General features: G+C 39.4%; 23 protein-coding genes and 2 other annotated features. All 23 genes read left to right on the top strand.

All coding sequences use genetic code 11. The features are described 5' to 3' along the window. Window positions 1-2: 2 nt before the first annotated feature. The 23 genes from ispD to fusA all read left to right on the top strand — a co-directional run bounded on the left by ispD (window position 3) and on the right by fusA (window position 23,865). Window positions 3-695 (top strand): 2-C-methyl-D-erythritol 4-phosphate cytidylyltransferase, encoded by a 693-nt coding sequence (gene ispD / locus FH508_RS23085; RefSeq protein WP_173479275.1) that lies wholly within the window; start codon window positions 3-5, stop codon window positions 693-695. A gap of 221 nt (window positions 696-916) precedes the next feature. Beyond that, window positions 917-1,393, top strand: a complete 477-nt coding sequence (ispF, locus tag FH508_RS23080) for a 2-C-methyl-D-erythritol 2,4-cyclodiphosphate synthase (protein WP_024364393.1) — start codon at window positions 917-919, stop codon at window positions 1,391-1,393. A gap of 124 nt (window positions 1,394-1,517) precedes the next feature. Then, the gene (gene gltX / locus FH508_RS23075; protein WP_217270327.1) at window positions 1,518-2,978 is read left to right on the top strand and encodes a glutamate--tRNA ligase; all 1,461 of its coding nucleotides are present in this window, start codon (window positions 1,518-1,520) and stop codon (window positions 2,976-2,978) included. A gap of 49 nt (window positions 2,979-3,027) precedes the next feature. After that, window positions 3,028-3,245 (top strand) — a binding site (T-box leader). Between the two features lie 189 nt (window positions 3,246-3,434). After that, the gene (gene epsC / locus FH508_RS23070) at window positions 3,435-4,085 is read left to right on the top strand and encodes a serine O-acetyltransferase EpsC (protein ID WP_139859448.1); all 651 of its coding nucleotides are present in this window, start codon (window positions 3,435-3,437) and stop codon (window positions 4,083-4,085) included. Further along, window positions 4,082-5,482 (top strand): cysteine--tRNA ligase, encoded by a 1,401-nt coding sequence (gene cysS, locus FH508_RS23065; RefSeq protein WP_173479246.1) that lies wholly within the window; start codon window positions 4,082-4,084, stop codon window positions 5,480-5,482. Before epsC ends, cysS begins: the two co-directional genes overlap by 4 nt. Continuing rightward, complete coding sequence (locus FH508_RS23060; RefSeq protein ID WP_173479247.1) at window positions 5,467-5,907, top strand: Mini-ribonuclease 3; 441 nt, start codon at window positions 5,467-5,469, stop codon at window positions 5,905-5,907. Before cysS ends, FH508_RS23060 begins: the two co-directional genes overlap by 16 nt. Next, a complete protein-coding gene (gene rlmB / locus FH508_RS23055) occupies window positions 5,907-6,659 on the top strand; it encodes a 23S rRNA (guanosine(2251)-2'-O)-methyltransferase RlmB (RefSeq protein ID WP_139859443.1) in 753 nt (250 codons plus the stop codon). The genes FH508_RS23060 and rlmB overlap by 1 nt, the downstream gene beginning before the upstream one ends. 2 nt (window positions 6,660-6,661) lie before the next feature. After that, window positions 6,662-7,174, top strand: a complete 513-nt coding sequence (locus FH508_RS23050) for an NYN domain-containing protein (protein WP_139859441.1) — start codon at window positions 6,662-6,664, stop codon at window positions 7,172-7,174. Between the two features lie 68 nt (window positions 7,175-7,242). Further along, entirely contained in the window at window positions 7,243-7,890 is a 648-nt protein-coding gene (sigH, locus tag FH508_RS23045) for an RNA polymerase sporulation sigma factor SigH (protein ID WP_139859439.1), read from the top strand. 76 nt (window positions 7,891-7,966) lie between these two features. Further along, window positions 7,967-8,113 (top strand): 50S ribosomal protein L33, encoded by a 147-nt coding sequence (rpmG, locus tag FH508_RS23040; protein ID WP_139859437.1) that lies wholly within the window; start codon window positions 7,967-7,969, stop codon window positions 8,111-8,113. A gap of 48 nt (window positions 8,114-8,161) precedes the next feature. Next, on the top strand, window positions 8,162-8,347 hold the full coding sequence (gene secE / locus FH508_RS23035; RefSeq protein WP_004233589.1) for a preprotein translocase subunit SecE: 186 nt from the start codon (window positions 8,162-8,164) through the stop codon (window positions 8,345-8,347). 313 nt (window positions 8,348-8,660) lie between these two features. Further along, window positions 8,661-9,194 (top strand): transcription termination/antitermination protein NusG, encoded by a 534-nt coding sequence (nusG, locus tag FH508_RS23030; RefSeq protein ID WP_139859436.1) that lies wholly within the window; start codon window positions 8,661-8,663, stop codon window positions 9,192-9,194. A gap of 231 nt (window positions 9,195-9,425) precedes the next feature. Continuing rightward, on the top strand, window positions 9,426-9,851 hold the full coding sequence (rplK, locus tag FH508_RS23025) for a 50S ribosomal protein L11 (RefSeq protein ID WP_004233593.1): 426 nt from the start codon (window positions 9,426-9,428) through the stop codon (window positions 9,849-9,851). A gap of 116 nt (window positions 9,852-9,967) precedes the next feature. Beyond that, window positions 9,968-10,666, top strand: a complete 699-nt coding sequence (rplA, locus tag FH508_RS23020) for a 50S ribosomal protein L1 (protein ID WP_173479248.1) — start codon at window positions 9,968-9,970, stop codon at window positions 10,664-10,666. Window positions 10,667-10,720: 54 nt separating this feature from the next. Then, window positions 10,721-10,867, top strand: a sequence feature (ribosomal protein L10 leader region). A gap of 32 nt (window positions 10,868-10,899) precedes the next feature. Further along, entirely contained in the window at window positions 10,900-11,400 is a 501-nt protein-coding gene (gene rplJ, locus FH508_RS23015; RefSeq protein ID WP_173479249.1) for a 50S ribosomal protein L10, read from the top strand. Between the two features lie 73 nt (window positions 11,401-11,473). Next, the gene (gene rplL, locus FH508_RS23010) at window positions 11,474-11,833 is read left to right on the top strand and encodes a 50S ribosomal protein L7/L12 (protein ID WP_010860618.1); all 360 of its coding nucleotides are present in this window, start codon (window positions 11,474-11,476) and stop codon (window positions 11,831-11,833) included. A gap of 74 nt (window positions 11,834-11,907) precedes the next feature. Continuing rightward, a complete protein-coding gene (locus FH508_RS23005) occupies window positions 11,908-12,510 on the top strand; it encodes a class I SAM-dependent methyltransferase (protein WP_173479250.1) in 603 nt (200 codons plus the stop codon). A gap of 241 nt (window positions 12,511-12,751) precedes the next feature. Further along, window positions 12,752-16,327 carry a DNA-directed RNA polymerase subunit beta gene (gene rpoB / locus FH508_RS23000; protein ID WP_228134202.1) on the top strand — a complete coding sequence of 1,192 codons (3,576 nt, stop codon included), beginning with the start codon at window positions 12,752-12,754 and terminating at the stop codon, window positions 16,325-16,327. 205 nt (window positions 16,328-16,532) lie between these two features. Continuing rightward, window positions 16,533-20,219: a DNA-directed RNA polymerase subunit beta' gene (rpoC, locus tag FH508_RS22995; RefSeq protein ID WP_173479252.1), complete on the top strand. Its 3,687-nt coding sequence runs from the start codon at window positions 16,533-16,535 to the stop codon at window positions 20,217-20,219. 138 nt (window positions 20,220-20,357) lie between these two features. Next, the gene (locus FH508_RS22990) at window positions 20,358-20,606 is read left to right on the top strand and encodes a ribosomal L7Ae/L30e/S12e/Gadd45 family protein (protein ID WP_024364379.1); all 249 of its coding nucleotides are present in this window, start codon (window positions 20,358-20,360) and stop codon (window positions 20,604-20,606) included. Between the two features lie 98 nt (window positions 20,607-20,704). Next, entirely contained in the window at window positions 20,705-21,124 is a 420-nt protein-coding gene (gene rpsL, locus FH508_RS22985) for a 30S ribosomal protein S12 (RefSeq protein ID WP_010860613.1), read from the top strand. 149 nt (window positions 21,125-21,273) lie between these two features. Next, complete coding sequence (gene rpsG / locus FH508_RS22980) at window positions 21,274-21,744, top strand: 30S ribosomal protein S7 (protein WP_024364378.1); 471 nt, start codon at window positions 21,274-21,276, stop codon at window positions 21,742-21,744. A 42-nt stretch (window positions 21,745-21,786) separates the two neighbouring features. After that, on the top strand, window positions 21,787-23,865 hold the full coding sequence (gene fusA / locus FH508_RS22975; RefSeq protein ID WP_139860379.1) for an elongation factor G: 2,079 nt from the start codon (window positions 21,787-21,789) through the stop codon (window positions 23,863-23,865). Window positions 23,866-23,954 lie beyond the last annotated feature (89 nt).

The raw sequence follows: 23,954 nt of genomic DNA, 5'->3' as shown, positions 1-23,954 counted from the left end.
ATGTGCAGTATGAAGTAGTACTTCCAGCAGCAGGTAGCGGGAAGCGAATGGGAGCAGGACAAAATAAATTATTTTTAGAGCTTTTAGGGAAACCAATTTTAATACACACATTGGAAGTATTTGAACAACATGAAAACTGTACAGGAATTTGGCTTGCAGTGAAGCCAGAGGAGCGAGCGTTTATTCGAGAAATGCTTGCGAGCTACGGTATCTCTAAAGTCAAGGGCTTGCCTGATGGTGGAGCAGAGCGTCAACATTCGGTTCATTCCTGCATGAAGGAAATGGAGCAAGTGGATATTGTTTTAGTGCATGATGCAGCACGTCCATTTATTACGCATGCTATTATTGCAAACCTTGTGCAAAGTGCTCATGATTTTGGTGCTGCTATTGCTGGTGTTCGTGCGAAGGATACGATGAAAAAAGTCCGTGACGGTATCATTGAAGAAACAGTGGATCGTGAAAGCCTGTGGATGATACAAACACCGCAAGCCTTCCGATTTGATTTGATTGTAGAGGCCGAAGATGTTGCCGAGAAAGTTGGCTTTTTAGGCACAGATGAGGCAATGCTAGTTGAACGTCTTGGTCATGCCGTTCATATCGTAGAGAGTACTTACGAGAATGTGAAGATGACAACTAAAGAAGATTTACTATTTGGTGAAGCAATTTTGCGTCGCCGAGTGGCGGAAACTTATTAAAAAAACTTTGAAATCTCATCAGTTGATTGTAGCTGATGGGATTTTTTTTATTAATCTTGACCAAACTATTAAAAACATTAAGTTTGTTGCGTATGTAAAGAGTATTGATCATGAGGTAGAGAGCTCAATTTCCTAGGAAATATGGTAAACTGTCTATAAATATAAAACATAAAGGCAGGTGAATGCTGTTACAATTATTTCAGTTGTAACGGCAGTATTGTATGTTTCGAGTAGGACAAGGTTTTGACGTACATGCTTTTGAAGAAGGGCGTCCACTAATTATTGGTGGTATTACAATTCCTCATGAAAAAGGTTTAGTAGGGCATTCGGATGCAGATGTATTATTACACACAGTAACTGACGCAGCACTTGGGGCAATAGGTGAAGGTGATATTGGGCGTCATTTTCCAGATACAGATCCTGAATGGAAAGATGCTGACTCAGCAAAGTTGCTAGAGTATATTTGGAAAATCGTTGAAGACAAAGGCTATGTGCTAGGCAATGTGGATTGCACGATTATGGCACAACGTCCAAAAATGGCACCATATATTGAACAGATGAGAAATCGTATTGCAACGCTATTAAACGCAGATGCATCACAAGTAAATGTCAAAGCTACAACTACTGAAAGATTGGGCTTTACTGGTCGAGAAGAAGGCATTGCATCGATGGCAACGATTTTATTGATAAAAAAATAAAAAATGGCGCGTGTTCAATTCCTATAGCACGCGCTACTTTTATTTCCTATACTACAGTGGTAAAATGAACAAAGTTAAAAAAGGTCGGAATTATTTTCAGACGAACATTAGGAGGCATTTAATTATGACGAAAGAAGTTCGCGTTCGTTACGCGCCATCACCAACAGGATTTTTACATATCGGTGGTGCACGTACAGCGTTATTCAACTATTTATATGCAAAACATCATAACGGTAAATTCATCGTGCGTATTGAAGATACGGATATTGAGCGTAATGTAGAAGGTGGAGAAGCGTCTCAGTTAGATAACTTAAAATGGTTAGGTATCGAATATGATGAATCAATCGATATCGGTGGTCCATATGCACCTTATCGTCAAATGGAACGCCTAGATATTTATAAAGAGCATGCTGAAAAGTTATTACAAGAAGGTAAAGCTTATAAATGTTTCTGTTCATCAGAAAAATTAGAAGCATCTCGTGAAGAACAAAAAGCTCGTGGCGTTGCAGCACCAACTTATGATGGTACTTGCCGTCATTTATCTGCGGAAGAAGTAGCGGCTAAAGAAGCGGCTGGTGAACAATATACGATTCGTATGCGTGTTCCTGAAAACGTAACATATGATTTTGACGATTTAGTGCGTGGACAAGTATCGTTCGAGTCAAAAGATGTGGGCGATTGGGTACTTGTGAAAGCAAATGGTATTCCAACATACAATTATGCGGTAGTATTAGATGATCATTTTATGGAAATCTCACACGTATTCCGTGGAGAAGAGCATTTATCAAATACACCAAAACAAATGATGATTTTTGATGCGTTTGGCTGGGAATATCCTCGCTTTGGACATATGACATTAATCATTAACGAAAACCGCAAAAAATTATCAAAACGTGATGAGTCAATTATTCAATTCGTAACACAATATAAAGACCTTGGTTATTTACCAGAAGCTATGTTCAATTTCTTCGCTTTACTAGGCTGGTCTCCTGAAGGGGAAGAAGAGATTTTCTCAAAAGAAGAATTTATTAAACTCTTTGATGAGAAACGTTTATCAAAATCGCCATCTATGTTTGATAAGCAAAAACTTACTTGGATGAATAATCAATACATCAAAAAATTATCTTTAGAAGAAGTAGTGGCTTTATCTTTACCACACTTACAAAAAGCTGGCTTATTACCAGAAGAGTTAACAGCAGAAGAGCATGCTTGGGCAACGGATTTAATCGCACTTTACCATGAGCAAATGAGCTTTGGTGCTGAAATTGTAGAGCTATCTCGCCTATTCTTTAACGATCATATTGAATATGATGAGGAAGCAAAAGCAGTTTTAGCTGGTGAGCAAGTGCCAGAGGTAATGGCTGCATTTAAAGCACAACTTGAAAATTTAGAAGAATTTACACCTGAAGCTGTTAAAGCGGCTATCAAAGCTGTACAGAAAGAAACAGGTCATAAAGGTAAAAATTTATTTATGCCAATCCGTGTAGTGGCGACAGGTGAAACACATGGTCCAGAGCTTCCAAATGCTATTTGTTTAATCGGTAAAGAGAAAACAATTGACCGTGTAGAAAAATTCGCGAAATAATAGAAATTAATTGACAATCTGTTTCTTCGATGTAAAATGAATGTACATTGAGAAAGCGTTGATAAGGAGAAGTACGTGGCGCATGCTCTAAAGAGAGGACCATCACCGGCTGAAAGTGGTCTGAGCCAAGGCAAAACCGAAATGCACCTTTGAGCATAGAGCTGAACATAAGTAGGCTTTATCGAATCGTTCCCGTTATAGGACGTCCAAAGTGGAAGGCTTGTGCCTTCAATCAGAGTGGAACCGCGCAAATTCAGCGTCTCTGTCATTCCTTTTTAGGAATGATAGGGGCGCTTTTTATTATTTTTTTATGATTTTCAAGTGTTAGATGGAAAAGGGAAATCATTACTAATAACAAATAGGTTTAAAAGAAATTTTTGCTTGGGGTTATTGTAAGGTTTGAAATAACGTAGTCGAGTCGCAAACACACATTGAATCAAAAAGGGGGAGTTTTTGATGTTTAAAAGAATAAAGGAAGATGTAGAGACAATTTTTGAAAATGATCCAGCAGCGCGCAGTGTACTTGAAGTTGTGTTAACATATTCAGGTCTGCATGCTACATGGGCACATCGTGTTGCACACTGGTTTTTTAAAAGACGTTTTTATTTTATCGCACGTGTGATTTCACAAGTAAGTCGCTTCTTTACAGGAATTGAAATACACCCTGGTGCTAAAATTGGTCGTCGCTTCTTTATTGACCACGGCATGGGCGTTGTTATAGGGGAAACGTGTGAGATAGGTGATAATGTAACACTTTATCAAGGTGTAACGCTTGGTGGTACAGGGAAAGAAAAAGGCAAACGCCATCCGACATTAGAAGATAATGTGTTAGTTGCCACTGGTGCAAAAGTATTAGGTTCTATTACAATTGGTGAGAATAGTAAAATTGGTGCGGGTTCAGTCGTCTTAAAAGAAGTACCACCAAATTCTACTGTAGTCGGTATCCCTGGTAAAGTAGTCATGAGAGATGGGGTTCGTTTGGAGAAAAAACTAGACCATCAAAATATTCCTGACCCAGTAGAGGAACGTTGTCAAGGTTTCGAAAAGCAAATAGCAGCATTGCAAAAAGAAATCGGACGCTTACAAAAGGAGAGAGAAACACAATGAGTATTCAAATTTTTAACTCATTAACAAGACAAAAAGAAACTTTCGTACCGCTAGAAGAAGGAAAAGTGAAAATGTATGTTTGCGGTCCGACTGTTTATAACTATATTCATATTGGGAATTCACGTCCTGTCATTGTGTACGATACGGTACGACGATATTTTCAATATAAAGGCTACGATGTGAAATTTGTATCAAATTTCACAGATGTGGACGATAAAATTATTAAAGCAGCAAATGAACTTGGTGAAGAAGTGCATGAGCTTACAGACCGTTTTATTGCTGCTTATTTTGAGGATGTTACTGCATTAGGATGCAAAAAGGCAGATGTACACCCTCGTGTCACAGATCATATGGATGACATTATTGAATTTATTAAAGTGTTAATCGAAAAAGGATATGCGTATGAATCTGCAGGTGATGTTTATTACCGAACTCGGAAATTTAATGGCTACGGTAAGCTTTCACATCAATCGGTGGACGATTTAAAAATCGGCGCACGTATCGAAGCAGGCGAGAAAAAAGACGATGCATTAGATTTTGCTTTATGGAAAGCGGCAAAACCAGGTGAGATATATTGGGAAAGTCCTTGGGGCAACGGACGTCCAGGCTGGCATATTGAATGCTCTGTTATGGCACGTGAGCATTTAGGTGATACAATTGATATACATGCAGGTGGTCAAGATTTAACATTCCCGCACCATGAAAATGAAATTGCACAATCTGAAGCGCATAACGATACAACATTTGCGCGCTACTGGATGCATAATGGATATATTAATATTGATAATGAAAAAATGTCTAAATCCCTTGGTAATTTTGTACTTGTAAACGATATTCGTAAACAAATCGATCCGCAAATTTTACGTTTCTTTATGTTATCTGTACATTATCGTCACCCAATTAACTTTGCTAAAGATTTGGTAGATGCTGCTGCTACTGGTTTAGAGCGCATTCGTACTTCCTACAATAACGTTAAGTACCGCCTGTCTGCTACTGCTAGTCTAGGTGATCACTCGGATGAATGGCTCCAACAAATCGCTACACAAAAAGCGCAATTTGAAGAAGCGATGGATGATGATTTCAATACAGCAAATGCTATTTCAGTATTATTTGAATTAGCTCGTATTGCTAATATTTATTTGAATGAAACAAATACTGATGAAAAAGTTTTAGTCACTTTTGTTGAAACTTTTGAGGTATTAGGTGACGTCTTAGGTATTGAATTTGCAAAAGAAGTTGAACTGCTAGACGAAGAGATTGAAGCACTCTTGCAAGAACGCGTTGAAGCACGTAAAAACCGTGACTTTGCTCGTTCAGATGAAATCCGCGACCATTTACAGGCGCAAGGTATCATTTTAGAGGATACACGCCAAGGGACAAGATGGAAACGAGGGTAAGTAACTTGGATAAACTCCGAAATGAAGATGTTAAGCAATTAAATGCATTAGCGCTCGCATATATGGGAGATGCGGTTTTAGAACAAAAGGTCCGCGAGTATTTACTGCGTAGTGGCCGTGTAAAGCCGAATACACTCCATAGAGAAGCAACACATTATGTATCAGCAAAGGCACAGTCTACGATTGTACATCGAATGATGGATGAAAACTATTTAACAGAGCAGGAATTGGCGGTGTTCCGACGTGGACGCAATGCCAAGTCCGGTTCTGTTCCGAAAAATACCGATGTCCAAACATATCGGAATAGCTCTGGCTTTGAGGCTGTACTTGGAAGCTTGTACTTACTAGGTGAATTAGAACGCGTTTATGACATCATTGCATACGCTATTCAAATAATCGAGGAATTAAAAGGAGTGTCAAAATAATGGCAGAACAAAATGGTGAAATTATTGCCGGTAAAAACCCAGTGTTAGAAGCACTTCGTTCAGGCCGCGATATGAATAAAGTATGGATTGCAGAAGGTGTTAAAAAATCAGGGGTCAATGAACTGCTTGATTTGGCGCGAGAACGTGGCATCATTGTTCAATTCGTACCGAAGAAAAAGGTCGATCAATTATCAGATGCTAATCATCAAGGAATTGTTGCTTCTGTTGCAGCGTATAGCTATGCGGAAATAGATGATTTATTTGCAGCGGCACAAAAAAAACAAGAAGATCCGTTTTTCTTAATATTAGATGAGTTAGAAGACCCGCATAATTTAGGCTCTATTATGCGTACAGCAGATGCAATTGGTGTACATGGTATTATTATTCCAAAGCGTCGCTCAGTAAGTTTAACAGCGGTTGTGGCGAAGGCTTCTACAGGAGCGATTGAGCATGTACCTGTCGTGCGTGTTAATAACCTGGCCCAAACAGTTGATGAATTAAAAGAGCGTGGCGTATGGATTGCTGGTACAGATGCAAAAGGTTCTGCGGATTATCGAAAAATGGATGCAACCTTACCACTTGCCATTATTATTGGTAGTGAGGGTAAAGGAATGGGGCGCCTGTTAAAAGAGAAATGTGACTTTTTATATCATCTACCTATGGTCGGGCATGTCACATCATTAAATGCTTCTGTAGCTGCCGCACTTTTAATGTACGAAGTGTATCGTAAACGTCAAGAAGCGAATGAGTAACGATGAAAAACATTTTGCTTGTTGACGGCTATAATATGATTGGAGCTTGGAAAGAGCTACGTCCATTACGTGACACAAATTTTGAAGATGCCCGTAAGCGATTAATTGAGCTTATGGCTGAATACAAAGCGGCGATAGGGTGGCGCGTAATTGTAGTTTTTGACGCCCATCTTGTGCCTGGTGTGGAACAATCTTATATAGAGAATGGTGTCGAAATCATTTATACAAGGAAAAATGAAACAGCAGATGAACGCATTGAAAAGATGACACATGAACTTAAGGCAAGACATGTACAAATTCATGTTGCGACTTCCGATATGGCAGAGCAAAGTGTTATTTTTGGTAATGGTGCACTACGCAAATCGGCAAGAGAGCTTGAAATTGATATGAGCATTATTCAGCATAAAATTTCTCATGATGTAAAACGAAAGCAAGATAGCAAGCCACCTTCGCGCATTGAACTGAAGCCGGATGTGGCACTTGCATTCGAAAAGTGGCGTCGAGGATTAAAATGATTGATTGACGCATATTTTCCAATTCCGTTATACTGTTCCTAATTATCTGTTGCAGCTGAGGTGATACCATGTTTAAAAATAGTATTGTACAAGTGACACAAGATTTTGAACGATTCAATGATGAAGAGCTTATTGAAATGGTGCATCAAGGTAATACAGATGCGTTAGATTTTTTAATTACAAAATACCGTTTGCTAGTAAGAGCAAAGGCAAGGTCCTATTTTTTAATTGGGGCTGATAAAGAAGATATTGTGCAAGAAGGTATGATTGGCTTGTATAAGGCAGTCCGCGACTTTAAAGGGGACAAGCTGGCTTCTTTCCGAGCTTTTGCAGAGTTATGTATTACAAGACAAATTATTACAGCTATTAAAACCGCAACAAGGCAAAAACATATTCCGCTAAATTCCTATGTTTCTTTAGATAAGCCTATTTTTGATGAGGAATCAGATCGCACATTGATGGATGTGTTAACGGGCGCTATTATGGATGATCCAGAAGAGTTAATGATTCATAGAGAAGAGTTTGGTTATTTAGAAGAGAAAATGAGCGAAATTTTGAGTGAATTGGAGCTACAAGTATTAGCTCTATACTTAGATGGACAATCTTATCATGAAATTTCTGCAAAATTGAATCGGCATGTGAAGTCAATTGATAACGCTTTGCAACGAGTTAAGCGGAAATTAGAGCGTCATTTAGTGCTCGAGGAAATGTTATAGAGCGCATGTACCCTTGTTGACATTGACAATTTTAGGTGTTAGTCTTTAAAAGACAAAGTGCCGAAAAGGTGATTTCATGACAAAGAAAGTCGTGCTAAATTGCGAAAAATGCGGATCGAGAAATTACACATTTCCTGCTAAGGGAGATACTACTGTACGTCTCGAATTAAAGAAATTTTGCTCGCATTGCAATGAACATACAGTGCATAAACAAACGTTATAAAATATTTTGTAAATAGACAGATATGATTGATTCGGAGGTTAGGCTAGAATGGGCAAGATTAAAAGTTTTTTCAGCGACGTAATGTCGGAAATGCGAAAAACTAGCTGGCCAAAAAGTAAAGAACTGACGAAATATACAGTCGTTGTAATTTCAACTGTAGTAATTATGGCTTTATTTTTTGTGTTAGTAGACTTAGGTATTTCATCATTATTCCGCTGGTACTTAGATTTATAATTTAGAAAAGAGCATGTTAATACTTTTGAAAATAGCCCGTCCATTACAATAACGGGTTTTTTCGTTTGTTTTATGAAGTGAAGAGCAGTAAAATGTTCTCATTATGATAAGTGTGGCTACCAGTATAAGTATGTTGGTAACGATAGATGACTATGCTAATTAGGTATATATCATCGAGCTTTCGCTTGCTATGGCGAAAGCTATGTTTTTCTATTGGGAAGTTTGTGAAAAAGAATAAAGGATGCACTTTGCATATCGCGATCATTTTCACTTTTATTTGTAAGGGAGGGACGGACGAATAGTCCTAGCAGTTATGGAGAAAAATTGGTATGTTGTTCATACGTATTCGGGGTATGAAAACCGTGTAAAAGCAAACCTAGAAAAACGTGTTGAAACAATGGGGATGCAAGATAAAATCTTCCGTGTGATCGTGCCTGAGCACGAGGAAACAGAAATGAAAGACGGCAAAAAGAAGACAATGATGCGTAAGGTCTTTCCTGGTTATGTTCTAGTAGAGCTAATTATGACAGATGATTCTTGGTATGTTGTCCGCAATACACCAGGCGTAACTGGCTTTATCGGCTCATCAGGTGGTGGGGCAAAACCAACACCTTTATTACCAGAAGAAGCAGATCGTCTATTAGAGCAAATGGGTATGACTGATAAAATTGTTGAAATCGATATTACTATTGGTGAAGCAGTTGAAGTATTAGAAGGACCGTTTGCGCACTTCCAAGGACGTGTTGAAGAAATCGACGCTGAAAAAGGAAAACTGAAAGTATCTGTAGATATGTTTGGTCGCGAAACGATTATGGAACTGGATTTTGAGCAAATTCAAAAATTATAGTTTTACTTTCTAGTTAACATATTACGTATGATTAAGCGTATATCGCAGATTTTGTTAATTACTACTTGCTTAAAAAAATTAAAAGTGGTATCATTTCAAAGGTCAGACTGTCATACTTCGGATGACGTCTGTAATGATAATTTTAATGTTATCGGCACTTAGCTGACAGACAGATATTGAGTGGGAGGGGCAACCCAATTACCACATCACGGACTTAAGGAGGTGTGTCTCGTGGCTAAAAAAGTTATTAAAGTTGTTAAACTTCAAATCCCTGCTGGTAAAGCAAACCCAGCTCCACCGGTTGGTCCTGCATTAGGTCAAGCAGGTGTGAACATCATGGGATTCTGTAAAGAATTCAATGCGCGTACTGCTGATCAAGCTGGTCTTATTATTCCAGTTGAAATTTCAGTATTTGAGGACCGTTCATTTACTTTCATTACGAAAACTCCACCTGCAGCAGTTTTACTTAAAGTAGCAGCTGGTATCCAATCTGGATCTGGTGAACCAAACCGTAAAAAAGTTGCAACGGTTAAACGTGATAAAGTTCGCGAAATCGCTGAAACTAAAATGCCAGACCTTAACGCTGCTTCAGTTGAAGCTGCTATGTTAATGGTTGAAGGTACTGCACGAAGCATGGGTATTGTTATCGAAGACTAATCCCAGTTACTTGATGTTTTTGTTTTTGGAAGGTTGCGGAGTTTCTTTGTGAACGCGCAACCTTTATTCGTGGGAGGTAAAATCCGCTATAACCACAATCAAGGAGGAAATATATAATGGCTAAAAAAGGTAAAAAACTGCAAGATGCAGCGAAATTAATCGACCGTAACAACGTATACGGCGCACAAGAAGCAATCGAACTTGCTCAAAAAACTAGCTCAGTAAACTTCGACGCTACTGTAGAAGTTGCTTTTCGTTTAGGAATCGATACTCGTAAAAATGACCAACAAATCCGTGGAGCAGTAGTACTTCCAAACGGTACTGGTAAAACTCAACGCGTATTAGTTTTCGCTAAAGGTGAAAAACTTAAAGAAGCAGAAGCTGCTGGCGCTGATTATGTAGGCGATGCAGAATACATCCAAAAAATCCAACAAGGTTGGTTTGACTTCGATGTAATCGTAGCAACTCCTGACATGATGGGTGAAGTTGGTAAACTTGGTCGCGTATTAGGACCTAAAGGTTTAATGCCAAACCCTAAAACAGGTACAGTTACTTTCGACGTAACAAAAGCAATCGAAGAAATCAAAGCTGGTAAAGTAGAATACCGCGCTGACAAAGCTGGTATTATCCACGCTCCTATCGGTAAAGTTTCTTTCTCTACAGAAAAATTAGTAGAAAACTTCTTAACTGTATTTGACGTTGTTCAAAAAGCAAAACCTGCTGCAGCTAAAGGTACTTACATGAAATCTGTAAATGTTACAACTACAATGGGTCCAGCTATCAAAATTGATGCTGCTAACGTAGTAGTAAAATAATTTATTATAAATCGGTTGACAGCTATCCGTATCTTTGGTAAGATGGATGCTGTTGTGAATCATCCATTTGTACCGTAGACAGTAGGAGTGACTTGTCACTTAATGATCCTACCGAGGACATCGGAATTCGGATTCTTATTTTAAAGATGATGACTTTCAGCCTCTGTGTCTATATGACCCAGAGGCTTTACTTTTGTCGGTATAAATGACCCATTCTAATAGGAGGTGTCATCATGAGCAAAGCAATCGAAAACAAACAATCACAAGTGCAAGAAATCACTGAAAAATTCCAAGGCGCTGCTTCTGTAGTAGTTGTGGATTACCGTGGTCTTAATGTTGCACAAGTGACTGAACTTCGTAAACAACTTCGTGAAGCTGGTGTTGAGTTCAAAGTTTACAAAAACACTTTAACTCGTCGTGCTGCTGAAGCTGCTGGCGTTGAAGGAATCAATGAAGTATTAACTGGTCCTAACGCAATCGCGTTCTCATCTGAAGATGTTGTAGCCCCTGCTAAAATCATCAACGAGTTCGCTAAGAAAAACGAAGCTTTAGAAATTAAAGCGGGTATCATTGAAGGTACAATCTCTTCTGTTGAAGATGTTAAAGCACTTGCAGAACTTCCATCACGCGAAGGTCTTCTTTCAATGCTTTTATCTGTACTTCAAGCTCCAGTGCGCAACTTCGCACTTGCAACAAAAGCTGTTGCAGAACAAAAAGAAGAACAAGGCGCGTAATTCCTTACGTCGCATAACTTCCGCGGCTTGACCGCAAAAAACTAAAACCATATCCAATTAGGAGGAAATTATAATGAACAAAGAGCAAATCTTAGAAGCTATCAAAGCTATGACAGTTCTTGAATTAAACGATTTAGTAAAAGCTATCGAAGAAGAATTCGGTGTAACAGCTGCTGCTCCAGTAGCAGTAGTTGCTGGCGGTGCTGCTGCAGCTGAAGAAAAAACAGAATTCGACGTAGTATTAGCATCTGCTGGTGCTGAAAAAATCAAAGTAATCAAAGTGGTTCGCGAAATCACTGGTTTAGGTCTTAAAGAAGCTAAAGAAGTTGTAGATAACGCTCCTAAAGCTCTTAAAGAAGGCGTTTCTAAAGATGAAGCTGAACAAATCAAAGCTAAACTTGAAGAAGTTGGCGCATCTGTAGAAGTTAAGTAATCTCGTATTACTTTTATACAAAAGGAAGCTCGTCATTGTGGCGAGCTTTTTCTTCATTCTGAGGAGGCGTGAAAATGTCAGATCACTATTATACAAGTAAGCCTCAAACTGAAAGTAAACCTCGTCACTGGACGTTCAAGTTACTTGGGCATACGTTTTCCTTTGAAACGGATGCAGGTGTATTTAGTAAAAGCGAAGTAGATTTTGGATCCCGTGTATTAATAGATGCGTTTCAAATGCCAGATGTAGATGGTGCGATTTTTGATGTAGGCTGTGGCTATGGACCAATTGGATTATCAATTGCCAAGACGAATCCTGAGCGCACTGTTTTAATGATGGATATTAATGAACGAGCGGTTGCGCTTTCTCAAAAAAATGCGCAAGTAAACGGTGTTCAAAATGTACGAATATTTGTCAGTGACGGACTATCGAATGTAGATGATGAGGCGAAGGCTGCAGCTATTTTAACCAATCCTCCAATTCGGGCAGGAAAGGACACGGTTTTCCGCTTTTACGATGGTGCTTATAACAAGTTAGTGACTTCTGGAGAGCTATGGGTAGTAATTCAGAAGAAGCAAGGTGCGCCATCAACGGTTAGCTATTTAGAAGAAAAATTTTCTGAAGTCGATGTTGTGGAGAAGAAAAAAGGATACTGGATAGTGCGTGCAAAAAAATAAATGAAATATGTATAAAATATTGACTTGACAAAACGGCTATGATAATATGATACAATGCAAAAATATTATTTTGAGGTCGTGTGCCCTTTTGGTATATGAATGATTTTATATGGGTATACTTGCCAAGATAAGTTTAGTTAACCGAAAATGAGATCTTTTGAAGACTCGTTTTCTTTTTGTCTTTCGAAATCATACACTATTTGGATGATTTTGCAAAGACCTAATATCGCTTTATTGAGGGGTGAATGAGTTGACAGGTCAACTAGTTCAGTACGGACAACACCGCCAGCGTAGAAGCTTTGCGCGTATTAAAGAGGTGCTTGAGCTTCCAAATCTGATTGAGATTCAAACGGCGTCTTACGAGTGGTTCCTTGAAGAAGGTTTACGTGAAATGTTCCGTGACATTTCGCCGATCGAGGACTTTACAGGTAATCTTTCATTAGAATTCATCGATTATTCTTTAGGTGATCCTAAATATGATGTCGATGAGTGTAAAGAGCGAGATGTTACTTACGCAGCTCCATTACGCGTGAAAGTACGTCTTTACAACAAAGAAACAGACGAAGTGAAAGAACAAGATGTATTCATGGGTGACTTCCCATTAATGACAGAAACAGGTACGTTCATTATTAACGGTGCTGAACGTGTTATCGTTTCACAATTAGTTCGATCACCAAGTGTGTATTTCCATGATAAAACTGATAAAAACGGTAAAAAAGGCTTCGGTGCAACTGTAATTCCAAACCGTGGTGCTTGGTTAGAATATGAAACTGACGCGAAGGATGTAGTGTATGTACGTATTGATCGTACTCGTAAGCTACCAGTAACAGTGTTACTTCGTGCATTAGGTTTCGGTTCAGATCAAGAGATTATCGATATTATCGGTGATAACGAGTATTTACGTAATACGCTAGAAAAGGATAACTCTGAAAGTACTGAAAAAGCACTTTTAGAAATCTACGAGCGTTTACGCCCAGGTGAACCACCAACAGTAGAAAGTGCGAAAAGTTTATTATATTCTCGTTTCTTTGATGCTAAGCGCTATGATTTAGCGAACGTTGGTCGTTACAAAATGAACAAAAAGCTTCACATTAAAAATCGTTTATTCAACCAAACGATTGCTGAAACGCTTGTTGATCCAGAAACAGGCGAAATTTTAGTAGAGAAGGGCACTGTGCTTGATCGTCGTACTTTAGATAAGATTTTACCTTACCTAGAGGATTCTTCTAAAGGCATTGGCTACCGCACTTTATCACAAGTTGGCGGAGTACTTGAAGATGACGTTACAATCCAATCTATTAAAATTTATGCTCCTAAAGATGAAGCGCAAAAAGAAATCAATGTTATTGGCAATGCCTACATTGACGAAGAAGTGAAGAATATTACACCTGCTGATGTATTATCTTCAGTAAGTTATTTCTTCAACCTACTTTACCAAGTAGGAGCAACAGATGATATTGACCATTTAGGTAACCGTCGTCTTCGCTCTGTTGGTGAGTTATTACAAAACCAATTCCGTATCGGTTTATCTCGTATGGAACGTGTTGTACGTGAGCGTATGTCTATCAATGATACAGCCGCTATCGTACCGCAACAATTAATCAATATTCGTCCAGTAATTGCATCTATTAAAGAATTCTTTGGTAGCTCTCAATTATCTCAATTCATGGACCAAACAAACCCACTAGCAGAATTAACGCATAAACGTCGTCTATCTGCATTAGGGCCTGGTGGTTTAACGCGTGAGCGTGCTGGTTTCGAAGTACGTGACGTTCACTATTCTCACTATGGTCGTATGTGTCCAATCGAAACACCTGAGGGTCCGAACATTGGTTTAATCAACTCGCTGTCTTCATTCGCGAAAGTAAATAAATTTGGTTTCATTGAAACGCCATATCGTCGTATTGATCACGAAACTGGCCAAGTAACAGATCAAATTGATTACTTAACAGCTGACGAAGAAGATAACTACTATGTAGCGCAAGCGAACTCGCCATTAAATCCAGACGGTACATTTACTAACGAAGAAGTTGTAGGTCGTTTCCGTGGGGATAACACAGTTTTCAATAAGGCTCAAATGGACTATATGGACGTATCTCCTAAACAAGTAGTTTCTGCAGCGACTGCATGTATTCCGTTCTTAGAAAACGATGACTCTAACCGTGCGCTTATGGGTGCCAACATGCAACGTCAAGCGGTTCCTCTTTTAAATCCAGAAGCTCCGTTTGTTGGTACTGGTATGGAACACGTAGATGCGCGTGACTCTGGTGCGGCTGTAGTAGCGAAATACGATGGTATTGTGGAGCATGTTGAAGCTCGTTCAATCCATGTGCGTCGCATTGAAACAGTTGATGGTAAAGAAGTTAAAGGCGATTTAACAAAATATAAATTACAAAAATTTATTCGTTCAAACCAAGGTACTTCATACAACCAACGCCCACTTGTAAAAGTTGGCGAGCGTGTGAAACCTCGCGATATTTTAGCAGACGGTCCATCTATGGAAAACGGTGAACTTGCTTTAGGTCGTAACGTACTTGTTGCGTTCATGACTTGGAACGGGTTCAACTATGAGGATGCTGTTATTATGAGTGAGCGCCTTGTAAAAGACGATGTATATACTTCAGTTCATATTGAAGAATACGAGTCAGAATCTCGTGATACAAAATTAGGGCCTGAAGAAATTACACGCGACATTCCAAATGTTGGGGAAGATGCACTTCGTAACTTAGACGAACGTGGTATTATCCGTATCGGTGCGGAAGTACGCGATGGTGATATTCTTGTAGGTAAAGTAACGCCTAAAGGGGTTACAGAATTAACAGCTGAAGAGCGCTTATTACATGCAATCTTTGGTGAAAAGGCACGTGAAGTTCGTGATACTTCATTACGCGTACCACATGGTGCGGGCGGTATCATCCTTGACGTTAAAGTATTTAACCGTGAAGACGGCGATGAGTTACCACCAGGTGTTAACCAATTAGTTCGTGCTTACATTGTTCAAAAACGTAAAATCCGCGTTGGGGACAAAATGGCTGGACGACATGGTAACAAAGGGGTTATCTCTCGTATCTTACCGGAAGAGGATATGCCATTTATGCCAGATGGTACTCCTGTCGATATCATGTTAAACCCATTAGGTGTACCTTCTCGTATGAATATCGGACAAGTTTTAGAGTTACACTTAGGTATGGCTTCTCGTTACTTAGGTGTTCATATGGCAACACCAGTATTTGATGGTGCCAACGAAGAAGATGTTTGGGAAACAATGGAAGAAGCAGGGATGAACCGTGATGGTAAAACAATCCTGTATGATGGACGTTCAGGTGAACCTTTCGATAACCGTGTATCTGTTGGGATCATGTACATGATCAAACTTGCGCACATGGTTGACGATAAACTTCACGCACGTTCAACAGGTCCTTACTCACTTGTTACACAACAACCACTTGGTGGTAAAGCGCAGTTCGGTGGACAACGCTTTGGTGAGATGGAAGTATGGGCACTTGAAGCATACGGTGCAGCATACACACTTCAAGAAATTTTAACTGTTAAATCCGATGACGTTGTTGGTCGTGTGAAAACATACGAGGCTATCGTTAAAGGTGAAAGCGTACCAGAGCCAGGCGTTCCAGAATCATTCAAAGTATTGATTAAAGAACTACAATCTCTTGGTATGGATGTTAAAATGTTAACAATCAATGATGAAGAAGTAGAGCTTCGCGATTTAGACGAAGAAGAAGATCTTCAACCTGCGGACGCACTTAATATTGCGCCACAACCAGAAACAGAAGAAGAGCCAGTAGAGTCTTTTGAATAATGGATAAGGTTAAGTTCACATTCGTGTGAAGGGTCAAACTTATTTTTCAAATTAGTCGGGCAGGATTTAACGCCCTGCTCGACTTTTCTTTATGAATGAAATCAATCTATTTTTAATCTTTTGTCAAAAGGTATTTTTGCAAACGATTGTCGAGCTGCGTAAAAGAGTCTTTATAAAGACCTATAACTAGAGGGAGGTAGGCTCCTTGATAGACGTTAATGAATTTGAATATATGAAAATTGGTTTAGCATCCCCTGACAAGATTCGTTCTTGGTCATATGGTGAAGTAAAAAAACCAGAAACAATTAACTATCGTACATTAAAACCAGAAAAAGATGGTTTATTCTGTGAACGTATTTTCGGTCCTACGAAAGACTGGGAATGTCACTGTGGTAAATACAAACGTGTTCGCTATAAAGGCGTAGTTTGTGACCGTTGTGGCGTTGAAGTAACACGTGCAAAAGTTCGTCGTGAACGTATGGGTCACATCGAATTAGCTGCACCAGTTTCTCATATTTGGTACTTCAAAGGTATTCCAAGCCGTATGGGTCTTATTTTAGATATGTCTCCACGTGCTTTAGAAGAAGTTATTTACTTCGCATCTTACGTTGTAATTGAACCAGGTGCTACTAACTTAGAGAGCAAGCAATTACTTTCTGAAAAAGAGTACCGTGCATACCGTGAAAAATTCGGTGCAACTTTCGAAGCAGCAATGGGTGCAGAAGCAATCAAAAGGCTTCTTGGTAAAATCGATCTTGAAGATGAAACTCATTCTTTAAAAGAAGAGTTAAAATCAGCACAAGGTCAACGCCGTACACGTGCGATTAAACGTCTTGAAGTAGTAGAATCATTCCGTAACTCAGGTAACTCTCCAGAGTGGATGATTTTGGATGTACTACCTGTTATTCCACCGGAGCTTCGTCCAATGGTTCAATTAGATGGTGGTCGTTTTGCAACATCTGACTTAAATGATTTATATCGTCGTGTAATCAACCGTAACAACCGTTTAAAACGTTTATTAGATCTTGGAGCACCAAGCATTATCGTTCAAAACGAAAAACGTATGTTACAAGAAGCTGTTGATGCATTAATCGATAACGGTCGTCGTGGTCGTCCAGTAACTGGCCCAGGTAACCGTCCGTTAAAATCTCTTTCACATATGTTAAAAGGGAAACAAGGTCGTTTCCGTCAAAACTTACTTGGTAAACGTGTAGACTATTCTGGTCGTTCTGTTATCGTAGTAGGTCCTAACTTAAAAATGTACCAATGTGGTCTACCAAAGGAAATGGCGATTGAGCTATTTAAACCTTTCGTAATGAAAGAATTAGTAGAACGTGGTCTTGCGCATAATATTAAATCTGCTAAACGTAAAATCGAACGTTTAAACAACGACGTATGGGACGTTTTAGAAGATGTAATCCGTGAGCATCCAGTATTACTAAACCGTGCACCAACGCTTCACCGTCTTGGTATCCAAGCGTTTGAACCAACACTTGTTGAAGGCCGTGCAATCCGTCTTCACCCATTAGTATGTACAGCTTACAACGCTGACTTCGATGGTGACCAAATGGCGGTTCACGTACCATTATCAGCTGAAGCACAAGCAGAAGCTCGTCTTTTAATGCTTGCTGCACAAAACATCCTAAACCCGAAAGATGGTAAACCTGTTGTAACACCATCTCAAGATATGGTATTAGGTAACTATTATTTAACACTTGAGCGCGAAGATGCTCGTGGTGAAGGTTCAATTTTCTATGGACCAAACGAAGTTTTAATCGCATATGATACAGGTCATGTTCACTTGCATACACGTATCGCGATCAAAGCAAGTTCACTGAACAACCCAACGTTTACAGAAGAACAAAATAACATGTTCTTACTAACAACTGTGGGTAAAGTAATCTTTAACGAAATCTTGCCTGAATCATTCCCGTTCATTAACGAACCTACTGATTTCAACTTAGAGCAAGTAACACCAGAAAAATACTTCGCTAACTTAACAATTGACGAAGAAACTTTAGCAGAGCTTGAAGCAGATGCTGCATACAGCCAATTAGATGAAAAAGGTAAAGTAGAGGCACAACGTTCAGCAGTACTACGCAAACATTTTGCATCAGTACCTGTTGTAAACCCATTCCGCAAGAAATTCTTAGGAAATATCATTGCAGAAGTGTTTAAACGTTTCCACATTACTGAAACATCTAAAATGCTTGACCGCATGAAAAACTTAGGTTTCAAATACTCAACTCGCGCTGGTATCACTGTTGGTGTATCTGACATCGTGGTATTACCAGACAAAGGTGAAATCCTAGCTGAAGCACAAGAGAAAGTAGATAAAGTTCAAGCGCAATTCCGTCGTGGTTTCATTACAGAAGAAGAGCGTTATGACCGTGTTATCTCTAGCTGGAGTGCAGCGAAAGATGAAATTCAATCAAAACTGATGAAGTCACTTGAGAAAACGAACCCTATCTTCATGATGTCTGACTCAGGTGCCCGTGGTAACGCATCTAACTTTACACAGTTAGCTGGTATGCGTGGTCTGATGGCCAACCCGGCTGGTCGTATTATCGAACTTCCAATCAAATCTTCATTCCGTGAAGGTTTAACAGTATTGGAATACTTCATCTCAACACATGGTGCTCGTAAAGGTCTTGCCGATACAGCCCTAAAAACTGCCGATTCAGGTTACTTAACACGTCGTCTTGTTGACGTTGCACAAGATGTAATCGTTCGTGAAGATGATTGTGGAACTGACCGCGGCTTAACTATCGGAGCGTTAATGGAAGGTACAGAACTAATCGAAGCGTTAGACGAACGTATTGTTGGTCGTCATACGAAGAAAACGATTTTCCATCCAGAAACAGGCGATGTAATTTTAGAAAAAGACGGTTTAATCGACCAAGATGTCGCGCGTGTTATTACAGAAGCAGGTATCGAGGAAGTAACAATCCGTTCAGCATTCACATGTAATACAAAACATGGTGTATGTAAAAAATGTTACGGCATGAACTTAGCAACTGGTGAAAAAGTTGAAGTTGGGGAAGCTGTTGGTATTATTGCTGCTCAATCAATCGGTGAACCAGGTACTCAGTTAACAATGCGTACATTCCATACAGGTGGGGTAGCTGGAGACGATATTACTCAAGGTCTTCCACGTATCCAAGAGATTTTCGAAGCACGTAATCCAAAAGGTCAATCTGTCATTTCTGAGATTGCTGGTACGGTTTCAGATATTACTGAAATTCGTGAAGGTCTAAAAGAAATTACAGTTCAAGGTGACGTAGAAACTCGTAAATACCAAGCACCATATAATGCACGTCTGAAAGTTATCGAAGGTGACTCAATCGAACGTGGTCAAGTATTAACAGAAGGTTCTATCGATCCAAAACAATTATTAAAAGTAAAAGACGTTTCAACAGTTCAAGAATATTTACTAAAAGAAGTACAAAAAGTATACCGTATGCAAGGGGTAGAAATTGGAGACAAACATATCGAAGTAATGGTACGTCAAATGCTTCGTAAAGTTCGTGTAATCGAAGCTGGTGATACAGAATTATTACCTGGTTCATTATTAGATATTCACCAATTCTCAGAGGCAAATGTAGATGCTGTTATGAACGGCAAAAACCCTGCAACTTGTCGCCCAGTAATTCTAGGTATTACTAAAGCTTCACTAGAAACTGAATCATTCTTATCTGCTGCATCATTCCAAGAAACAACTCGTGTGTTAACAGATGCTGCAATTAAAGGTAAACGTGATGAACTTCTAGGATTAAAAGAGAACGTAATTATTGGTAAACTTGTTCCAGCAGGTACTGGTATGCAACGTTATCGTCAAATCCGCATTGAAAAAGATGAGCTTGACGCAGAAGATTTAGTTTCTGCTGAATAACTTAAACAAAAGCTCCGAAGAGATGGTAAAAGCGCCCTCTCTTCGGACTTTTTAAAGATATTAGTTGACAGTAGAAATTGATAATGATAATATATTGAAGGTTGATAGTTAACTGTCTGTACTTCGGAGGATATGAAAATGTCTTATGATAAAGTAAGGGCTAGTCAAACAATCATTGGTACAAAGCAAGCAGTAAAAGCAATGCAAGCTGGTTTAGTGAAAGAGCTTTTTGTGGCACTTGATGCAGACAATTGGGTAACCGATTCGGCCATATCTTTCGCGAGAGAAATCGGTATACCAGTTATTCTTGTCGAGTCTAAAAAGGAACTGGGCAAAGCCTGTGGAATCCATGTTGGAGCTGCAGTAGTTGCGATTGCTGTAGATTAGTTTTTGTGTATAAAACACAAAGACTTTGTTTTTACCCAAAAAATGAACCACCTGGATGTGTGGTATTAACAAGGAATAAATGAAGGGAGGAAATACCGATGCCTACAATTAACCAATTAGTACGTAAGCCTCGTCAATCTAAAATCACGAAATCAAAATCACCAGCGTTAAACAAAGGATATAACTCATTTAAAAAATCTTTAACTGATGTTAAATCTCCACAAAAACGTGGTGTTTGTACTCGTGTAGGTACAATGACACCTCGTAAACCAAACTCAGCGTTACGTAAATACGCTCGTGTACGTTTAACTAACCAAATTGAGGTTACAGCTTATATCCCAGGTGAAGGCCACAACTTACAAGAGCACAGTGTTGTTCTTATCCGTGGCGGACGCGTAAAAGACTTAGCGGGTGTTCGTTACCATATCGTACGTGGTGCTCTTGATACAGCTGGTGTAAACGGTCGTTTACAATCACGTTCTAAATACGGAACAAAACGCCCTAAAGAAAAAAAATAATTTAACACGTTAAGTGTTAACTAATGTTGAGTCTTACGTTGATATCACCAAAACTGAAATCATGCTAGCTGATTTCGCAATAAGTGATAACTTCGTATAAGGCCAACGTATAAAAATAAATCGATAATTATTCGAAAGGAGGAAAACACATGCCTCGTAAAGGTCCTGTTTCCAAACGTGACGTGTTACCAGATCCAATTTATAATTCAAAACTAGTAACTCGTTTAATCAATAAAATGATGGTTGATGGTAAAAGAGGTACTTCTCAAAAGATTTTATACGGTGCGTTCGAACTAGTTAAAGAACGTTCAGGTGAAAATCCAATCGAAGTATTCGAAGCTGCTCTAAACAACGTAATGCCAGTTCTTGAAGTACGTGCTCGCCGTGTTGGTGGTTCTAACTACCAAGTACCAGTTGAAGTTCGTCCAGAACGTCGTACTACTTTAGGTCTTCGTTACCTAGTTAACTATTCTCGTCTTCGTGGTGAAAAAACTATGGAAGAGCGTTTAGCTAACGAAATTCTAGATGCTTCTAACAACACTGGTGCATCAGTTAAGAAACGTGAAGATATGCACAAAATGGCAGAAGCGAACAAAGCATTCGCTCACTACCGTTGGTAATCTAAACATAGCATAAGCCCAATATGGAAGGAGAAATACCTAATGAAACGCGAATTCTCTCTAGAGAATACTCGTAATATTGGGATCATGGCTCACATTGATGCTGGTAAAACAACAACAACTGAGCGTATCCTTTATTACACAGGTAAGATTCACAAAATCGGTGAAACTCATGAAGGCGCTTCTCAAATGGACTGGATGGAGCAAGAGCAAGAACGTGGTATTACTATCACTTCTGCTGCGACAACAGCTCAATGGGCAGGCCACCGTGTAAACATCATCGATACTCCTGGACACGTAGACTTCACTGTAGAAGTAGAGCGTTCTTTACGCGTACTTGACGGTGCTGTAACAGTTCTAGATGCTCAATCTGGTGTTGAGCCACAAACTGAAACTGTATGGCGTCAAGCTACAACATACGGTGTTCCACGTATCGTATTCATTAACAAAATGGATAAAACAGGTGCAGACTTCTTGTATTCAGTAGGTACTCTACATGACCGTTTACAAGCAAACGCTCACCCAATCCAATTACCTATCGGAGCTGAAGATCAGTTCTCTGCTATCATTGACTTAGTTGAAATGAAAGCAACTTTCTACGGAGACGAAAAAGGTACTGCAGTAACTGAAGGTGAAATTCCTGAAGAACACCGCGAAATGGCTGAAGAATACCGTGAAAAATTAATCGACGCTGTTGCAAGTGTTGATGAAGAAATCATGGAAAAATATTTAGAAGGCGAAGAAATCACTGTAGCTGAGCTTAAAGCGGCTATCCGTCGTGCTACAATTGCAGTAGAATTCTACCCAGTAATCTGTGGTACAGCATTCAAACACAAAGGCGTACGCCCAATGTTAAATGCAGTTATCGATTACTTACCATCTCCAGTTGATGTACCAGCAATCAAAGGTACTTCAGTTGATGGTGACGAAGAGTTAGAACGTAAATCTTCTGATGAAGAGCCATTCTCAGCTCTTGCATTCAAAGTTATGACTGACCCATTCGTAGGTAAATTAACTTTCTTCCGTGTGTACTCTGGAACATTAGATGCAGGTTCATACGTACAAAACTCTTCTAAAGGTAAACGTGAACGTGTAGGTCGTATCCTACAAATGCACGCTAACTCTCGTGAAGAGATTTCTAAAGTATTCGCAGGGGATATTGCTGCTGCAGTAGGTCTTAAAGATACTACTACTGGTGATACACTTTGTGACGAGAAAAACCTAGTTATTCTTGAATCAATGGAGTTCCCAGAACCAGTAATTTCTCTTTCTGTAGAACCAAAATCAAAAGCTGACCAAGATAAAATGGGTCAAGCTTTACAAAAACTTCAAGAAGAGGATCCAACTTTCCGTGCTCACACTGACACAGAAACTGGACAAACAATCATCTCAGGTATGGGTGAACTTCACCTTGATATCTTAGTTGACCGTATGCGCCGTGAATTTAAAGTAGAAGCTAACGTTGGTGCTCCAATGGTATCTTACCGTGAAACATTCCGTAGCTCTGCAAAAGTTCAAGGTAAATTCACTCGCCAATCTGGTGGTCGTGGACAATATGGTGACGTAACGATTGAGTTCTCTCCAAATGAAGAAGGTAAAGGCTTTGAATTCGAAAACGCTATCGTTGGTGGTGTTGTACCTCGTGAATACATCCCTGCAGTTGAAGCAGGTCTTCGTGACTCTCTTGACCGCGGTGTAGTAGCTGGTTACCCACTAATCGACATTAAAGCGAAATTAGTATTCGGTTCTTACCATGACGTTGACTCGAATGAGATGGCGTTCAAAATCGCAGCTTCTATGGCTCTTAAAGAAGCAGCTAAACAATGTGATGCTGTAATTTTAGAACCAATGATGAAAGTAGAAGTTGTAATTCCTGAAGAGTACCTTGGTGATATCATGGGTAACATTACTTCTCGTCGCGGACGCGTTGAGGGTATGGATGCTCGCGGTAACTCACAAGTTGTTCGTGCAATGGTTCCACTTTCGGAAATGTTTGGTTACGCAACAACTCTTCGTTCAGCAACTCAAGGTCGCGGTGTATTCTCAATGACATTTGATCATTATGAAGAAGTACCAAAATCAATTGCTGCTGACATCATCAAAAAAAATAAAGGTGAATAATTGAATTTTCATCTTGCATAAAGTATAACTAATTTGTAAGCTATGATTGCAGGATAGAGGATGGGCCCGTTCTCTATCAGCATTCATTC

Origin of the sequence: Lysinibacillus sp. CD3-6 (genome assembly GCF_006351725.2) — a bacterium.
GTDB lineage: Bacteria > Bacillota > Bacilli > Bacillales_A > Planococcaceae > Lysinibacillus.
The sequence above is the reverse complement of the archived record's forward strand: the minus strand, read 5'-3'. Positions and strand labels throughout refer to the sequence as shown.